This window comes from Elusimicrobiota bacterium, assembly GCA_026388155.1.
Taxonomy (GTDB): Bacteria; Elusimicrobiota; Elusimicrobia; order Elusimicrobiales; family UBA9959; genus UBA9634.
This window is the reverse complement of sequence record JAPLKI010000025.1, coordinates 200,847-216,760: the sequence shown is the minus strand read 5'-3', so window position 1 is coordinate 216,760 and position 15,914 is coordinate 200,847. Positions and strand designations below refer to the sequence as shown.

Below are 15,914 nucleotides of genomic sequence, written 5' to 3'. Positions count from 1 at the left end.
CAGTATGAAAACAACCGCCGGGGGTAAAATTTTAAAACTGTTGTTTTACGGCTTTTTGCTTTTTGCCGCAGCCGTTTTATGCGCCAATATACTGGTGGCTTATAAAACAACGGATCTGACTTTTGACGATGTCGCGAAAATAAAACCCAATAAAACCGGCCTTTTGCTGGGTACCAGCCATTTTCTGAAAGGCGGCGGCACAAATCCTTTTTTTTATAACAGGATAGAGGCCGCGGTTGAATTATATAATGCGGGGAAAATTGCAAATATCATAGTCAGCGGCGACAACCGGACGCGTTTTTATAACGAGCCCGAGGAGATGAGGAAAGAACTGTTGAAACAGGGGATTCCGCAAGACAGGATATACCTGGATTACGCCGGGCGCAGAACTCTTGATTCGGTGGTAAGGTGCGGTGAAGTATTCGGCCAGAACAGTTTTACCGTGATATCGCAAAAATTTCATAATCAACGGGCGGTGTTTCTGGGGCGCTTGTCCGGGTTTGATGTGGTCGGGTATAACGCCAAAGGCGTAAATTATTTTTGGGGTTTCAAAACACGCTTCAGAGAGTATTTCGCCAGGGTCGTTATGTTCACGGATCTGTTTTTCGGAAAAAAACCGAGATTTCTGGGAGAAAAAATAGATATCAAATAAAAGGTAAAATAAACGGTATGAATGAGCCCAAAAATCTGATTAAAATGCTTTCGGAAGCCATAGACGGCGGCAGGAACATCGCTTTTGTGACCGTGATAGGCGTGGGCGGCTCCACGCCGCGCGAAGCCGGCGCCAAAATGCTGGTATATGCCGACGGCTCAATAGAGGGCACGGTGGGCGGCGGCAGTATTGAAGCACTAACTATACGCCAGGCGGTGGAATGCATAAAGAAAGGCGAAAGCGGCAGATTTGTTTTTGACCTGAAGCCCAGGGGGAATACCGGTATGCTCTGCATGGGCAAGATGGAAGTTTACATAGACGTATACAAAAATCCTTTTAAAGTGCTGATACTTGGCGCGGGACACGTGGGAGTGAAAATCGCCGAAGCTTGCCGCCTGGCAGGCTTCCCGTACCTGGTGGCCGACGACCGCAAAGAATTCGCCAATTCCGACAGGTTCCCGGGGGCGCTCGCGATAATAAACGAATTGCCGCATAAAGCCGTGGCCGAAGCGGACGTCGATAAAGACACATATGTGGTAATTGTAACGCGCGGCCACGCTTTAGACAAAGAATGCCTTGCAGCCGTGATGCCCACCCCCGCGCCCTATATAGGTATGATAGGCAGCGCCGACAAAGTGCGCGAGATATTCCGGCAGCTCGGCGCCAAAAAACTTTATCCGCTTAAAGATAAAAGGGTGTATTCGCCGGTCGGGCTTAATCTGGGCGGTAAAACGCCGGGCGAAATAGCCGTTTCAGTGCTGGCTGAAATAATAAAGCTTCACTATAAACGTGACGGCGCACATATGAAGATTTGTAAGTAGATAGTGGAGAGTGGATAGTGTAGAGACTATAAAGAAATTACTTAAAACACTCTACACTCTCAACTCTACACTCTACACTAATATTGTCGAGGAACCATGGATAAACTTTCGTTTGTCGGCAAATCCCTTCCCAGGAAAGACGCGCTTATAAAAGTCACCGGCCGAGCGGCCTACGCGGACGACCGGGAATTTGCCGGCATGCTTTACGCGGCAGCCGTAAGAAGCCCGCGGCCCCGCATTAAAATACTCGCGATCTCGGACGCTAAAGCCCGCGGTATTCCCGGCTATGTGACTTTAGTTACATACAAAGATATTAAAGGCGTCAACAAATGGCCGGTGGTCATGCAGGATTACCCGTTCCTGCCGGAAAAAGAGGCGCGTTTTGCGGGGGAAACCGTGGCGCTTGTGGTGGCCCAAACCGCCGCGGCGGCTAAAGCGGCCGCGCGCCTAGTGGAAGTTAAATACCGGGAGCTGCCGTTCATAGAAGACCCGCTTAAGGCCCTTGAAAAAGATTCCATAAAAATTTACGGCAAAGATAATATTATTTCAAGTTTTGTGATAAAAAAAGGTGCCGTGGATAAGGCCTTTGATAATGCGGCTTATGTCGTGGAGGGGGAATTCTCCACCAACTATCAGGTGCACGCCTATCTGGAAACACAGGGTGCGATAGCCGTGCCCGAAACGGACGGCGGAGTTACCGTGCATAGTTCCACCCAGTGCCCCTTTTACATTCTGGACGCGGTAGCGGCGGCGCTTGGCCTGCCCTATCATAAGGTTAAAATACTACAGACCGTTACCGGCGGCGGTTTCGGAGGCAAAGAAGACGTGCCGGCGCTGGTGGCCTCTCACGCGGCCCTGTGCGCGGCTAAAACAGGCCGCCCCGTGAAGCTGATCTACGGGCGAAAAGAAGATTTTCAGTCCATGTCAAAGCGCCATCCGGGCTGGGCCCGCGTGGCTTACGGCGCCGACAAGAAAGGCCGCCTTACGGCCTGCCGGGTTAAATATGTGCTGGATGGCGGAGCTTATGCAACTCTTTCTCCTATAGTGCTCTGGCGCGGCACGGTGCACGCGGCAGGGCCCTACAAGATAGCTAATGTTTCAATCGAAACTTATGCCGCCGCCACCAATAAAGTGCCCTGCGGGGCTTTCCGCGGCTTCGGCCAGCCGCAGATCTGTTTCGCGCAGGAATCTCTTATAGACGAGCTTGCGGCTAAAATAGGCATGGACCCGGTGGAGTTCCGGCTTAAGAATATGCTCGCGCCCGGCGATAAAACCGTAACCGGGCAGAAAATCAATTCTTCCTGCGGCCTGAAAGAACTGGTGCGGACCGTAAGAAAACGCTCGGGCTGGGACAAAAAAACTCAAAATTCAAAACTTAAAACTCAAAACTCCGCGGGCATAGCCCGCGGGCTGGGGTTTTCAGCTACCTATTACGGGGTGGGGCTGGGCGCCAAGGGCCGCTACCTGGACCGGGCGGGCGCTCTGGTGAATATTTACAAGGATTCTTCAGTGTGCGTGAATGTGGGCAATACCGAAATGGGACAGGGCGCGCTTACGGTGCTTGCCCAGATAGCGGCGGAAACTTTGAACGCCCCTTATGAAAGTGTGCGCGTGGAAGAAGTGGATACTTCAAAAGTTCCGGACTCAGGCCCTACCGTGGCCAGCCGCACCACATTGATGAGCGGCAACGCCATAATAGACGCCGCCGGGCCTTTGCGGGAAAGGATCTTTAAAACAGCTTTTGATCTGTTGGTTTTAAAAGGCGCGCGTGCCTCCGGGCCAATGACCGCTGCCCGCGGCGTTTTCTCAATGGGCGGCAAAAGCGTAACTTTCAGGGAAGTTACGGCCGAATGCTGGAACCGCCGACATAAGATGAGCGAGCAGGGCTGGTATGCCGCTCCCCGCACCACTTTTAAAATGGAAGACGGTCAGGGCGATGCTTATGTGATTTATTCATATTCCGCCGATGCCGCAGAGGTCGAGGTGGACCTGAAAACAGGCGTTACCAAAGTGCTGAAGATCTGGGCCGCCTACGATGTGGGTAAAATCGTTAACCCGCGCCTGGCCACGGGGCAGGCGCAGGGAGGCATACTGCAGGGCATGAGCTGGGCGCTTTATGAGAACCTTGTATATAAGAACGGGATAATGGTAAACCCCAACTTCACGGACTATGTTCTCGCCACTACCGCCGATAAACCGGAATATGATATAACTTTCTTGGAGAAGCCCTACGCCGGAGGACCCTATAAGGCCAAGGGTATGGGAGAAGTTCCGCTTATCGGTGTTGCGCCTGCCGTGGCTAATGCCATAGCCAATGCCTGCGGAGCAAGGGTGCGCTCGGTGCCGCTGTTACCGGAGAAAGTCTGGAAAGAATTGAAAAAGTGAATTAGTGAATAATAGCGAATTTAATGCAATATCCTGTCATGCATAATTCTAAAACATCATCCTTCAGTTTGCATTGTCTTGTGAACGGGCGGAAAATAGAGAGGGAGATACCTTCTTCCCACTCTTTGATCGATTTTATACGTCTGGATCTGGGCCTGAAAGGCACCAAGGAAGGCTGTGGCGAGGGGGAATGCGGGGCCTGCATGGTGCTGCTGGACGGGAAAGCCGTAAATTCCTGCCTTATGATGGCGGTTCAGATAGAAGGGCGCGAACTTATAACCATAGAAGGCATAAAGGGCAAAGCCGGCGGCCTGCATCCGCTGCAAAAAACTTTCATGGCCGAGGGTGCTGTGCAGTGCGGGTTCTGCACGCCAGGCTTTATAATAGCCTCGGAAGCTTTGCTGCGCCGCAAACCCAAAGCCACATTGGAAGATATTAAACTGGAACTAACCGGAAATTTGTGCCGCTGTACAGGATACGAGAAGGTGCTGTCGGCAGTGGAGAAGGCTATAGGAAAGTGAGATGTTGGGCGTTAGGGAAAAGAATAGAGATTTAAGATTCAAGATTCCGGATTCAAGATTAAATTAAAGATTAAAGACGAGTCGGCGGGAAACTTATAAAACCCCTCCGATAATAAGGCATGATTTGGGCATTTTTCCCAAGCCAAAAAACAGCTCCTGAAACCGGACTCGGTTAACTGGCCTTGTTTCCTAAAGATCAAACGAGCATGAAAAGATTGGTGGTTTATTTATTCTTGACTTCGCTTATTTCCCCGGCAGTTTCTGCCGCTGATAATCTAAGCCTAGGTCTGGGTTATCCCTATATTTCCATAAAATACGATCTGTCGGCTTTGTCGGCGGAGGGCAGATTCGTTTCAGGTTCGGGTGTTCAGGCCTATGTCAGCCGCGGCTACTGGAATTTCCATCAGTCGGATAATCTGAAAGGGTTCACCGGCTATGAAGGCGCTGTGTTTGCCGGCGGCGAGTATTTTATAACGGAAAATATTTCGTAGTTCTGTATGCGTATCAAGTTAAGGAGGTAATAGCAGATTACAGGGGGTTTTGTTGGATGTTCTTTTGGGGAGATACCGATAGGAAAGACTATGTGCAAATATCTACGATTAACTGCTTTTCTACTATTCATTATACAGACGCAAAGCGGCTCCGCTGAGGCCGCGCAGTGTTTTTTCTCTTGGAACTGTGGGAATTCTTCTGATTGCGCGGCAATATATGGCGCCGCTTCTGGGAGTAGACCCGTTGCCTCTTGCTCCGGGGCGAACATGGGCGCTGTAGGGAGATGTGATTGCACCGATGCTAGTTCACATAGCGGCAGCGGCGGATCGTCGACCTCCAGCGATCCGATGATGCAGTTTCTCCAGAATAACGCGCCTGCCATCCAGCAGGGTATCCATGATCTGTTCTATGGTAGTCCAGAAGAAAAGCGACGTAAGGAGGAACTCCAGCAGAAACAGGAACAGCACAGGCAATCGCAGCAGCAAGAGTACCAGCGCAGGCACAAGAAGTATGAAGAAGCGCGGCATAGGAAATTAGAGGCGGACAAAGAGGAGCTTCTCGGCGACATGAATGGAGTCAGCCGTGACAGCCTAACCTTCAAGAACGCCGATTCCACTGAGCTGGCCTTCAAGGATGGCGATGATGTCCCAAAGCAGCGGTGCTTGACCCCTGCCGCGCGCCGGAAACTCGATTCTCTGCGTAGACAGCAGGCTGAAGAGGATATGACGCAGCGGCACGAGTTGCTCGATAAGATGACGGGAGCGCAGCGCTCTTGGTGCCGTTTTCACCTCACTTCAATCCTTTATCCTTCACGGCCGATAGTCATGATCAAAGACGACTATGCGGCCAAGTTGGCCGCCTACTATCGCAACAAAAGAAGATGGGATAAGCGTTGTGGCGGTCCGTCGGCTTTGTCGGACTCCTCGGCCGATGCAGAGTATGCGGAAGACCCGCCTGATTGCCCCTCTGCCGCCAGTAAACCCACGGCAGTTAAGCAAGTGCCGAAAGCCGCTAAAGAGGTTGCGGCCTTAGGCGAGCTTGAATTTAAGGACATCGATGAGACGCCGCAACCTCAGACCAGTGATGCCTCGGCTGAGCGGCTTGCCTCCAATGATAAGGCGGAAAAGCGCGCCCGGAGAGCTTCCCAGGAGTTTGAAGACGAAGGAGGCGCGGAGGACTCCGCCTCCACTACATCTGACGTGACCCAGACCGCAAAGCCAGAGGATGAGTCTTCTGACATGAAGCCCCCTACTGAACCATCCAAGCAGGCAAGCCCGGCCAAGGAAGCGAAGCAACTCGGTTCCCCTGAGGCCGTCCGTGAAGATGGTCGCGCGGACTTTGACAAGCGCACAAATGCTTCAGCCAAGCTTCCACCTGCCAAGATCCCGGGTTCGGGTTCATTCCCATCCGCAGTGACGCCCAGTGAGTACGGTATAGAGGGGCGCGAGGTTTCGCAGGGAAAAACGGCCAGCCCTGTTGCCGCACCGTCCGATGCTGCGGATATAGAACTCCTCTTCCCCGGCAAGCCAAGAATCTTTCCCAAGAATCCGAACCTCCCACTTCTGAATCCCTTAATCGAACTGCCGAAGGGAGAAAGCCTTCCCAAACAGGGGGAAACCGCGGACACATTTTTTAAACGTTTTGACAAGACGAAGTTGGGCATGCAGTTCGCCAGTGAAGATTTTAATAACTTGTTCCACGACCCCGACCCCGGATTCAACTACAGACATGGGCAATATCCGGCGCTGGACGAGATCGTGGACAAGGAATTTAACCGGATTAACGAGATGGAAACGGCCAGAAAATATAAGGCCTGCCGGAAAGCCGTTAAAAGCATGAATGCCGAGTGGGATAAGATGGAAGCGCAAGGCATCATTCGGCGGGGCGACGATCTAGCCAAGAAAGAAGAAGTGGATTCAGATTATCGGATGGCGCTTATGTCGGTCAACCAGAAGGTTTATGATCAGCTCGAACATGATGTCCAGGCGGCGAAAACACATTCGGAAGTTGAGGTTGACAAGCTGAAGATTTTTATTAGGAAGTCCCTGGAATCCGGAGCTGTTTATTAGGAAGTCCAAGAATCGGTGCCTTCGGCGCAATTCTTGGGCGGGCCGAGCGCAGAGGATATGCAATCTCGGAATTGATGGAAGCCATTGGCATCGCTCCCTAGTGAAGCAGCACCTACTACAACTTAGCGCTTGTGGAAGAGGGCGCGGGCTACCTGGATGATGCAATACGCAACTTCAAGCTCTACCTTGTGGCAAGCCCCTATTCCGTGAATGTCCAAGCGATCCAAGACAAGATATTCGCCCGGGAAGTCAAGATAGTGCAGAAGTAGAATCTATGCCGCCATCTGTGTCGACGGGGAGCAAACGCCAGGTGCGACGAAACAGAGCGACGCTAGAGCCCGAATCTCGCGTTGAAGGCGCCAACGACGACCAACATTTCCGCCGGTCGCCGCATCCGGGCTTACTTGCCGATGTCCTTGGGCACACAGCCGTAGAATGCTTGGGCTACGCCCCTGCGATGCACGCGAGAGTGTCCATATCCCTTCCCAGTGAGACCGCCTTGCGGATGCAACTCGCATAGTCCGTGGATTCGAGGAATACGGTCATGGCCTGGGACACCAAGCCCAGGCCGGTCTCGTCGAATCCGTAGGTCGGCCGAGTGTCGTATAGGCCGCAATTTATATCTCGAAGGAAAGCTGTCTCCAACTCAGACTTGATGGCGGACGTGTCCTTCCTGGTCCGGCAAGAAAGACGTACAAGGCCGTTGCCTCCGCCTTAATGCCTTCAGGATGTTTGTGCCTCACCTGCGCGCTCCGACGCGTTACAGGGTGGCGGCAGGCCTTTGAACAAAAAAAAAGACAGATTTGGCGGGGGCCATAACAGGAGGTCTAGAATTCTTACCCAGGTCCATTCACTGAGGGATGCTTTCCCAAGCGTAAATTTTATCCTGAACCTGTTGGGCATCGGGTGCCGCAGGAACGAGCAAAAGATAGCGCTTCATGGCACGAATCGCCTCTGGAAAACATCCTAGCTTCTCGAGGACGAGTGCTTGATTGAAGTGTCCCTTAGACCACCAAGGCGCCACTTTCAGTCCCTCGGCGTAGCGATCCACAGCGTCTGAAAAGCGGGTCTGTCGAACCGCATAGATTGCCTGTACAGAGGCTTTGTGAACCGCCTCCGGCAATTTCGACGGAACGTCACCAGACTCGATCTTCTGCAGGGCGTGTTGGAATGCGGATTCCTCATCCTGCTGCCGGGCCGCGAACTTGTCACGGTCGTCGCATGCAGGTAAACTGTTTGGGTCCCGTTGTTGGCGCTTCTCGGCGAGGACCCTTGCGTAAGGTTCCGCGCCGGGTTTAAATTCTTGGGTTACAATTCTACGGAGATCATTGCAGAATCTGCGAAAGCTCCAATATGTGGCATGGCCGGTATAGACTACTGCCCCTGAAAAGGCAGATAGAATTTCAACTTTGACCCCAGTGAATGATCCCAGAAATGTTAACTGCAGAACCGCATCGACACCATTATGGTCTGTACTCGACGGCAGAATGAATATGTCTTCAAGCTGGCACTCATTTTCAATATATGCTGCACTACCTGGCCCTCCCTCTGGGGACAAGCCCAAGAGCAGATGATTCCCCACTCGGGACCGAAGTTCGCTTAGGGAAGGATTCTTGACATTCTCAACACCAACACACGCAGTTTGCGCAAGAATCATGGCCAAGCAAATACTTTGACAGATCGTTCTTCTCATGGCAGACCTCTATACAGGGTTGGAAATCAGATGGTAAAAAGCATTGTACCGAATTTGACCGACTTGCGCATCATATCACCGTAATTCTAAGGTGAGGCCCTACAGTATGCATATTACACTGAAATCGGCCACTGATTCCGTTCTCAAGCCGGCCACCGTTCCGCTGGAAATCGGCCGAGTCGTAGCGAAACAACGCTCGGGTTCTTTAAAACGTAGCTCTTTTCTCTCCTGTCTGTCAAATATTTTTTGCTTAATCCGCACGGCTTCTCTTCTTAATCCGGCTTCTGCCGTTTCCGCAGGGATTAACCTCTCAATTTTATTTTATAGGGATTATGCAGCAGCCGGTCGTATATGGCGTCCGCAATGGTCGGTCCCCTATATTGGGATGCCACTCCTTGGTAGGGCACTGGCTGGTAATAACCATGTCGCCGGACCCGCACCGGTCCTCGATAACCTCCAGGAAGTCAGCCCGGGTGGCGTCCGACAAGGGCGTTATCAGGAAGTCGTCGACTATCATGAGCCTGTTTTTGCTGTATTTCCGCATCAGATGCAGATGCGATCTGTCGGCGGGAACCCCATAAAACACCGCTAATAATCGGGCATGATTTAAGCGCTTTTTCTAAATCAAAAAACACCTCCAGACACCTACTATTAGTCTGTTTCAGCCTAAAAAAAGTTGGCTAACAGACGTATTTGGTATATAGGTCTCACACCGAGTGATGACTGGTATAATCAACTCGCCGTAATTTAACCTGTCTGGATAATTGCCGATGTGGGGGAACCTCGCAAATAATAGATTAAGCACATAATTATATTGTAATATTTAGCCGTATCAGGGCGTATGGTCAACAAACGGCCTTGAAACTTATCTTATGCCCTCTTTCATCGTCAGACCAAAAAATCTTAGAGAACTCTGGAAAATTATTCCCGCACTTCCGCTTAAGCGGAAATATCTGGCCGGCGGCACCGATCTGGTTAATATCTCAAATGCCGGTTCGGACGATTCCGATTGCTGGCTGGATATAAGCTCGCTTGGCGAACTGCGCGGGATTAAAGAAACAAAAAAATCCGTTTTCATAGGTGCCGCGGTTAAAATCTCGGAGATAGAGAATTCTCCTCTGGCCCTCCGCTGGCTGCCGGCTTTGATAGCGTCTATACCACATTTCGCCAGCCCAAGTCTGCGCAACATGGCCACGCTCGGCGGCAACGCCGCGAACGCCAGCCCCTGCGCCGACGGCGTTTGCGCCCTGGTTTCTGAGCGCGCTTTGGTTTGCCTGGAATTGAAAGGTCAAAAAAGAAAGATGCCGCTTTCCGGCCTTTTTTTAGGCCCCAAAAAAACCGCGCTCAAAAAAGACGAAATTATTACCGGTTTTGAAATACCTAAATGGAAGCACACCGCCGCTTATCAGAAACTCGGTCCCAGGTCTTACTTCGGCATCTCAAAGGTGGCGGTTGCTGTGTCAGCCGAAATAAAAACCGGCGCGGCGGGAAAAGTATCAATAGCTTTGGCTTCGGTCGGGCCGGTTATGGTTTATGCCGCGAAAACCTCAGCCTTCCTTTCCGGCAAGCGTCTTGCCGCTGAAGTGATTGCTAAAGCGGCCGAGCTTGTAAAAACCGAAGTAAACCCCATAACCGACACTCGTTCCGAGGCTGATTACCGGCGTGAAATGTGCGGAGTTTTGGTTTCAAGGGCCTTGCAAAAACTTAGGGCTTAAGGCCTATGGCTCCCGCAGCAGATGCAGTTTTTAGGAGACACCTATGACCCATATAAAATATTACGCTTTCCCGCAAACTGTAAAAGAGGCTCTGGCTTTGCTATTGAACAAAAAATACAAGGCTATGGCGGTGGCCGGCGGCACTCTGGTAGCCAAGACCCTTCCTGATACTGTTGAAACCTACCTGGACCTTAAGCACCTCCCCATCAGGGGAATAAAAATTTCAGGCGGCAACCTTGTAATAGGGGCTGGCGCTTCTTTTGATGAAATAGACCGGTCCAAGCTTTGCCGTGATTGGGGTGGCGGGGTTATTTCAGCCGCCGCCGCCAAGTGTTCCAGCCAGCTCATACGCAACATGGCTACGATAGGCGGCAACATAGCGCGTCCTCATTCCTTCAATATATTCCCGGTAGTATTGCTGGGCCTGGACGCCAAGGTGCGCATACAGGCGAAGTCCGGCTCGAAGCTTGTGGACTTTCAGGATCTTTACGTTTCCGGGCTGCGCCCCGGCCTGGACTGCCTTATAAGCGAGATAATAATCCCCGCAAAGACCAGAAAGTGGAAGTGCGAGTTCATTAAGTTAGCTAAAACGGAGTCCAGTTGGGAGTCGTACATAAAGCTTTTTTTCGCAGTGGAAAAGAAAGGAACGACCGTTTCACAGGCCAGGATCTCGGTCGGGGCGCTTTCTCCGAAACCGTTCAGGGCGCTTGCGTCCGAAAAGGCCGTGCTGGCGGGCGAGCTTCCCGCTGCCTGCGCCGCCGCCTTTGCCGGTGAACTGGAGGCCGCTAATGCCGGCGAATACCGCGCGGCCGCGGCATCCAACCTGCTTAGGCGTTTTGTGGATTCCATTTAAAGAGGACAATATGAAAAATAACGCCAGGATAGAAACCAAAAAAGGTTTTTTTGAAATAATGGTCACCGTGAACGGTGAAAAGCGGGAGCTCTCGGTTAAGAACAGCGAATTTCTTCTGGACGCGTTGCGCCGCCACGGCTGGAAAGGCGTCAAAAAAGGCTGTGACACAGGCGATTGCGGTTCCTGCACGGTAATACTGAATGGAAGGCCTGTGCTGGGTTGTCTAGTGCCGGCGGTGGCCGCGCATGAGGGTGAAATTATCACTATAGAGGGACTTGGCACCGTTCAAAAGCCGCACCCTATACAGGAAGCTTTTGTGGAGTCGGGCGCCGTACAATGCGGGTTTTGCATACCGGGCATGATACTTTCCTCCAAGCAGCTGCTTGACAGGACGCCGAACCCTTCAGAGGCGGAAATAAGAAAGGCTTTGGATGGGAACCTGTGCCGCTGTACCGGCTATGTGAAACAGATAGAGGCGGTGAAAATCGCGGCGAAAAAGCTTAAGAAGAAGCCTTAAGCCGTATGGCGGACTTTATACCTATGGCGAACATTACGAGGAAATTTATGGATACTAAAAATCTGAAAATAGTCAACAAGCCGGTAATTAAAATAGATGCCATGGGCCTTGCCTGCGGCGAGCCCGTGTTTACCGATGATGTGGATTTCCAGGGTCTGCTATGCGGCAAAATACTCTGGAGCCCGCACGCTCACGCCGAAATAAAAAAGATAGACGTTTCCGACGCGCTTAAAGTCCCCGGCGTGAAAGCCGTCCTGACCTATAAGGACCTGCCGCGCGTGCCGCACACCACCGCCGGCCAGGGTTACCCCGAGCCTTCGCCTTATGATACCTATACCCTTGACAGCAAGGTGCGCTTTGTCGGCGACCGCGTAGCCGCCGTGGCGGCGGAAACGCCCGAGGCGGCCCATGAGGCCCTCTCTAAAATAAAAGTGGAATATAAACTGCTGCCGGCGGTTTTTGACACCTTTGAAGCTATGAAAGACGGCGCTCCGGTAATACATGACGAGCCGGATTCAAAGAATATCCCCGACGCGAAACATAACATAGCGGCCAAATTCGACTTTGAGGTGAAAAACGGCGAGTGGTTCAAAGAAGCTGATTTTGTGCTGGAACATTCCTGGAAAATCCCCTATTTGCAGCATTGCGCCCTGGAGCCGCATGTAACTATAGCCTCTTTTGACCATTTCGGCCGGCTGGTGCTGCGGACTTCCACACAGGTGCCTTTTCATGTGCGGCGCATAGTGGCGCAGGCGCTTAACATCCCCGTAAAAAAAATACGCGTTATAAAACCCCGCATAGGCGGCGGTTTCGGTTCAAAGCAGGAGGTGCTGCTTGAGGATATTACGGCGGCGCTTGCCCTTAAGACCGGCCGGCCGGTGAAGATCGAATACACCCGCCGCGAGACCTTTGTGTCTTCGCGCACCCGCCACCCGTCCACCGTGCGCATGAAGGCCGGAGTGAAAAAGGACGGTACTATAACCGACGCGGAGATGGAAATAACCCTTAACACCGGCGCTTACGGCTCGCACGCGCTTACGGTTATGATGTGCGCAGGCTCTCACACCCTGCCTTTCTATAAGATCAAGAATAATATCCGGTTTATCGGGCGCAGCGTTTATACCAATATGCCGGTGTCAGGCGCTTACCGCGGTTACGGCGCCACCCAGGGTTTTTTCGCCTGGGACTGCCTGATGGATATGATGGCTGAAAAAATAGGCATGGACCCCGTTGAATTCAGGCGCAGGAATTATATACGGCTTGGCGAGGGCTCGCCGGTGTTTAAGGCCATGGGAGAAGGCCGGGAGGGCGTTGAGCAGGTTATAACTTCCACCGGCCTTTTTGAAGCCATAGATAAGGGCCTGGCTGAAATAAAATGGAAAGAGAAGTCCGCGAAGTATCGCGAACAGACCGGCCCGATCCGCCGGGGACTCGGTATGGCCTGCATGATGCAGGGCTCCGGCATTCCCGAAGTGGACATGGCCTCCGCCACCATAAAAATGAACGAGGACGGCTCTTTTAACCTGCTTATAGGCGCGACGGACCTTGGCACGGGCTCAGACACCATCCTTGCCCAGATAGCGGCTGAAGTGCTGGGTGTAAAAACCGGGGATATGATAGTTTATTCGTCGGACACGGACCTTACGCCTTTTGACGTCGGAGCCTACGCCTCATCCACCACTTTTATTTCGGGCGGCGCGGTTAAAAAAACCGCCGAAAAAGTCCGAGAGATGATAATTGAAGTGGCGGCTAAAATACTTGACGCCAAAAAGGAAGACTTGCGTCTTGAGGGGGGAAAAGTCGTCTCAAAGACCGGGGCTTCATGTCTCTTGAGCGAGGTGGCTAATACTTCGCTTTATTATTACGACCAGCACCAGATAACCGCCTCGGCTTCACACTTCGCGCATACCTCGCCGCCTCCTTTCCAGGCGAACTTCGTGGAGGTCGAAGTGGACACCGAAACCGGCAAAATAAAAATACTGGATTATGTTTCCTGCGTGGATTGCGGCACGGCCGTAAATCCTACACTGGCCGAGGGCCAGAACGACGGGGCGGTGCTTAACGGCATAAGCCACACGCTTTCGGAGGAAATGGAGTTCTCCTCCAACGGCACTCCGCTTAACGCCTCTTTCCGCCGTTACAAGATATTCTCCTCGGCCGACACGCCCCCTGTGCGCACCTTCATAATTCCCTCATGGGAACCCAACGGCCCCTTCGGCGCCAAATCGGTTTCGGAGATAGGCATAAACGGGCCTTTGCCGGCGGTGGCCAACGCTGTTCATAACGCGGTCGGAATAAGGCTTTTTGACGCTCCCTTCACGCCGGATAAAGTGCTGGCGGCGTTAAAGAAAGCGAAGTAAACCATCCCCCTTCTGTTATAGTTTTAAGTGAGTATATATGATAAAAGTGTTGACATTTATCATAATTTGATGTATATTTATACTAGTTATTAATCATTTTGATAAAAAGAGGGCTTATATGTCTAAAACCATGCCAGTGGAACACAATCCCCTGAAGAACTTTCTGGAGATCCCCTACGATGAACTTGAGGCGCTGAACCTGGAAGCCGCAGTCGCCGCCGAAAAGCTGAGCCCGGACGAATTGGAAAAAAAATACTGCGCCTACCTGCTGAAGGAAAAACGCCTGAAAGCGGTTACGGTCTGCTTCACCGATATCGAAGGCCGTTTTCATATGCTGGATTACGACAAGCAGCATTTCCTGCGTGCCAACGACAACCTGACCTTCGACGGCTCTTCCATCCGCGGGTTCACGACGCAGAAGGAATCGGACCTGCGCCTCGGTATCGACTGGGGAAGTATTGTCTGGCTGCCTTCCGACGTTTTCGGCCCCGGCAAGGTTATAATGTTCGGCACCGTCCTTAACCGCGACAAGACCACCTATGAGTCTGATTTCCGCGCCCGCCTGACCGGCCTGGCCCTTGAAATGAAAAAGACACGGGGTCTGACCGCGAACGTAGCGGCCGAGGTGGAGGGTTTCGTGGTGAAGGGGCTTAACGCCGAGCAGTCCTACAACGACGATACGGGTTTCCAGCTTATATCCACCGGCGGCTACTTTCATTCGCTGCCGCTGGCCCCGCTGAAAAACTTCATCGATACCGCCGCGGAGGCGCAGCGCTCGATGGGTTTCCGCAACGAAAAGGACCATCCGGAGGTGGCCCCGTCCCAGTTCGAGCTCAACTTTTCCCACGCCGGCGTGGTGCGCGCCTGTGACCTGGTACAGCTTTACAAGCTGGTCTGCCGGCAGGTAGCCGCCAACATGGGTATGACGGCCACTTTTCTTCCCAAGCCGGTTTCCGGAGTCAACGGCAGCGGCATGCACTTGAACCTGTCGTTTTCTAAAGGCGGGAAGAACATCTTCCACGACGCGAAAGGCGAGGACGGCCTTTCCAAGGCCGCCTGGGACGTGATCTCCCGGATCCTGAACCATGCGCAGGAGTTGTCGCTGATACTAAATTCAAGCGTGAACGCCTACCGGCGGCTGGACCCGCATTTTGAAGCGCCCAACCAGATAAAGGTCTCGTCGGTAGACCGCGGCGCTATGATACGCATACCGGCCGGCAACGAGAGATCCGCCCGGCTGGAGATACGCTCCGTGGCTCCGGACGCGAATCCCTATCTCTCCCTGTACGCGCTGCTGCGCACAGCGCTCGATGGCGAGCCCCTTACCAAAGATGAGAGCAAGCGCGACCGTGTGCGCTTTCTGCCCGGCAACATCTATGACGCGCTGCGCATCTTCCGCGGCAGTGAATTTATAAGGAATATGCTGGGCACGGCCCCGCACGAGAAATATGCCGCGCACAAGCAGGCCGCCGCCGACCGCAGCCCCAGGGAACTTGGCACCGTGGTTAAAACCTCGGAAGTGCTGTTTCACCATGACATAACCACGCAGATGCTCTGGCATAAGTTCTAGCCTATGGCTGTGCCGTATCAGGAGCTATGCTCGTCAGACGGCCTAGCCGGGTTATAGCGCGGGAAACCGCGGCGCTTTGGCGCTGCATTTATGGATGTGGCTTTCATTCGTATACCGTACTACTGAGCCACTCGTAAGTAATGTCCCCGTTGGAGGCTTGAATTTGAGATGAATGCGAGGCGCGACGAATGAGCATACCGGGGGTCTGTGAGTGAGGAGCAACGAAGCAGTCGCTCAAAGGCAAGCCTCCCTTCCCCTTTGGGGAA

General features: G+C 52.6%; 13 protein-coding genes. 12 read left to right on the top strand and 1 reads right to left on the bottom strand.

Translation table 11 applies throughout. The annotated features are described in order from the left end of the window. The first annotated feature begins 4 nt into the window (after positions 1 to 4). The 6 genes from NTX59_13240 (at position 5) to NTX59_13215 (ending at position 6,940) form a co-directional block, all read left to right on the top strand. Positions 5 to 652, top strand: a complete 648-nt coding sequence (locus tag NTX59_13240; GenBank protein ID MCX5786639.1) for a YdcF family protein — start codon at positions 5 to 7, stop codon at positions 650 to 652. Positions 653 to 669: 17 nt separating this feature from the next. Continuing rightward, on the top strand, positions 670 to 1,473 hold the full coding sequence (locus tag NTX59_13235) for an XdhC/CoxI family protein (protein MCX5786638.1): 804 nt from the start codon (positions 670 to 672) through the stop codon (positions 1,471 to 1,473). A 96-nt stretch (positions 1,474 to 1,569) separates the two neighbouring features. Continuing rightward, positions 1,570 to 3,858, top strand: a complete 2,289-nt coding sequence (locus NTX59_13230) for a xanthine dehydrogenase family protein molybdopterin-binding subunit (GenBank protein ID MCX5786637.1) — start codon at positions 1,570 to 1,572, stop codon at positions 3,856 to 3,858. 38 nt (positions 3,859 to 3,896) lie between these two features. Continuing rightward, positions 3,897 to 4,379, top strand: a complete 483-nt coding sequence (locus NTX59_13225; protein MCX5786636.1) for a (2Fe-2S)-binding protein — start codon at positions 3,897 to 3,899, stop codon at positions 4,377 to 4,379. Positions 4,380 to 4,585: 206 nt separating this feature from the next. Further along, complete coding sequence (locus NTX59_13220) at positions 4,586 to 4,870, top strand: hypothetical protein (protein MCX5786635.1); 285 nt, start codon at positions 4,586 to 4,588, stop codon at positions 4,868 to 4,870. Positions 4,871 to 5,218: 348 nt separating this feature from the next. Beyond that, the gene (locus NTX59_13215; protein MCX5786634.1) at positions 5,219 to 6,940 is read left to right on the top strand and encodes a hypothetical protein; all 1,722 of its coding nucleotides are present in this window, start codon (positions 5,219 to 5,221) and stop codon (positions 6,938 to 6,940) included. 850 nt (positions 6,941 to 7,790) lie between these two features. Here NTX59_13215 and NTX59_13210 read toward each other — a convergent pair. Then, positions 7,791 to 8,633 carry a tetratricopeptide repeat protein gene (locus tag NTX59_13210; GenBank protein MCX5786633.1) on the bottom strand — a complete coding sequence of 281 codons (843 nt, stop codon included), beginning with the start codon at positions 8,631 to 8,633 and terminating at the stop codon, positions 7,791 to 7,793. A 106-nt stretch (positions 8,634 to 8,739) separates the two neighbouring features. Between NTX59_13210 and NTX59_13205 the strand changes: the two genes are divergently transcribed. The 6 genes from NTX59_13205 (at position 8,740) to NTX59_13180 (ending at position 15,648) form a co-directional block, all read left to right on the top strand. Continuing rightward, on the top strand, positions 8,740 to 9,225 hold the full coding sequence (locus NTX59_13205; protein MCX5786632.1) for a hypothetical protein: 486 nt from the start codon (positions 8,740 to 8,742) through the stop codon (positions 9,223 to 9,225). A 280-nt stretch (positions 9,226 to 9,505) separates the two neighbouring features. Further along, the gene (locus NTX59_13200) at positions 9,506 to 10,348 is read left to right on the top strand and encodes an FAD binding domain-containing protein (GenBank protein MCX5786631.1); all 843 of its coding nucleotides are present in this window, start codon (positions 9,506 to 9,508) and stop codon (positions 10,346 to 10,348) included. A 43-nt stretch (positions 10,349 to 10,391) separates the two neighbouring features. Next, entirely contained in the window at positions 10,392 to 11,201 is an 810-nt protein-coding gene (locus tag NTX59_13195; protein MCX5786630.1) for an FAD binding domain-containing protein, read from the top strand. Positions 11,202 to 11,211: 10 nt separating this feature from the next. Beyond that, positions 11,212 to 11,718: a (2Fe-2S)-binding protein gene (locus NTX59_13190; GenBank protein ID MCX5786629.1), complete on the top strand. Its 507-nt coding sequence runs from the start codon at positions 11,212 to 11,214 to the stop codon at positions 11,716 to 11,718. Between the two features lie 47 nt (positions 11,719 to 11,765). Further along, on the top strand, positions 11,766 to 14,078 hold the full coding sequence (locus tag NTX59_13185; protein ID MCX5786628.1) for a molybdopterin-dependent oxidoreductase: 2,313 nt from the start codon (positions 11,766 to 11,768) through the stop codon (positions 14,076 to 14,078). A gap of 118 nt (positions 14,079 to 14,196) precedes the next feature. After that, positions 14,197 to 15,648, top strand: coding sequence for a glutamine synthetase family protein (locus tag NTX59_13180; GenBank protein ID MCX5786627.1), 1,452 nt, complete (start codon positions 14,197 to 14,199; stop codon positions 15,646 to 15,648). Positions 15,649 to 15,914 lie beyond the last annotated feature (266 nt).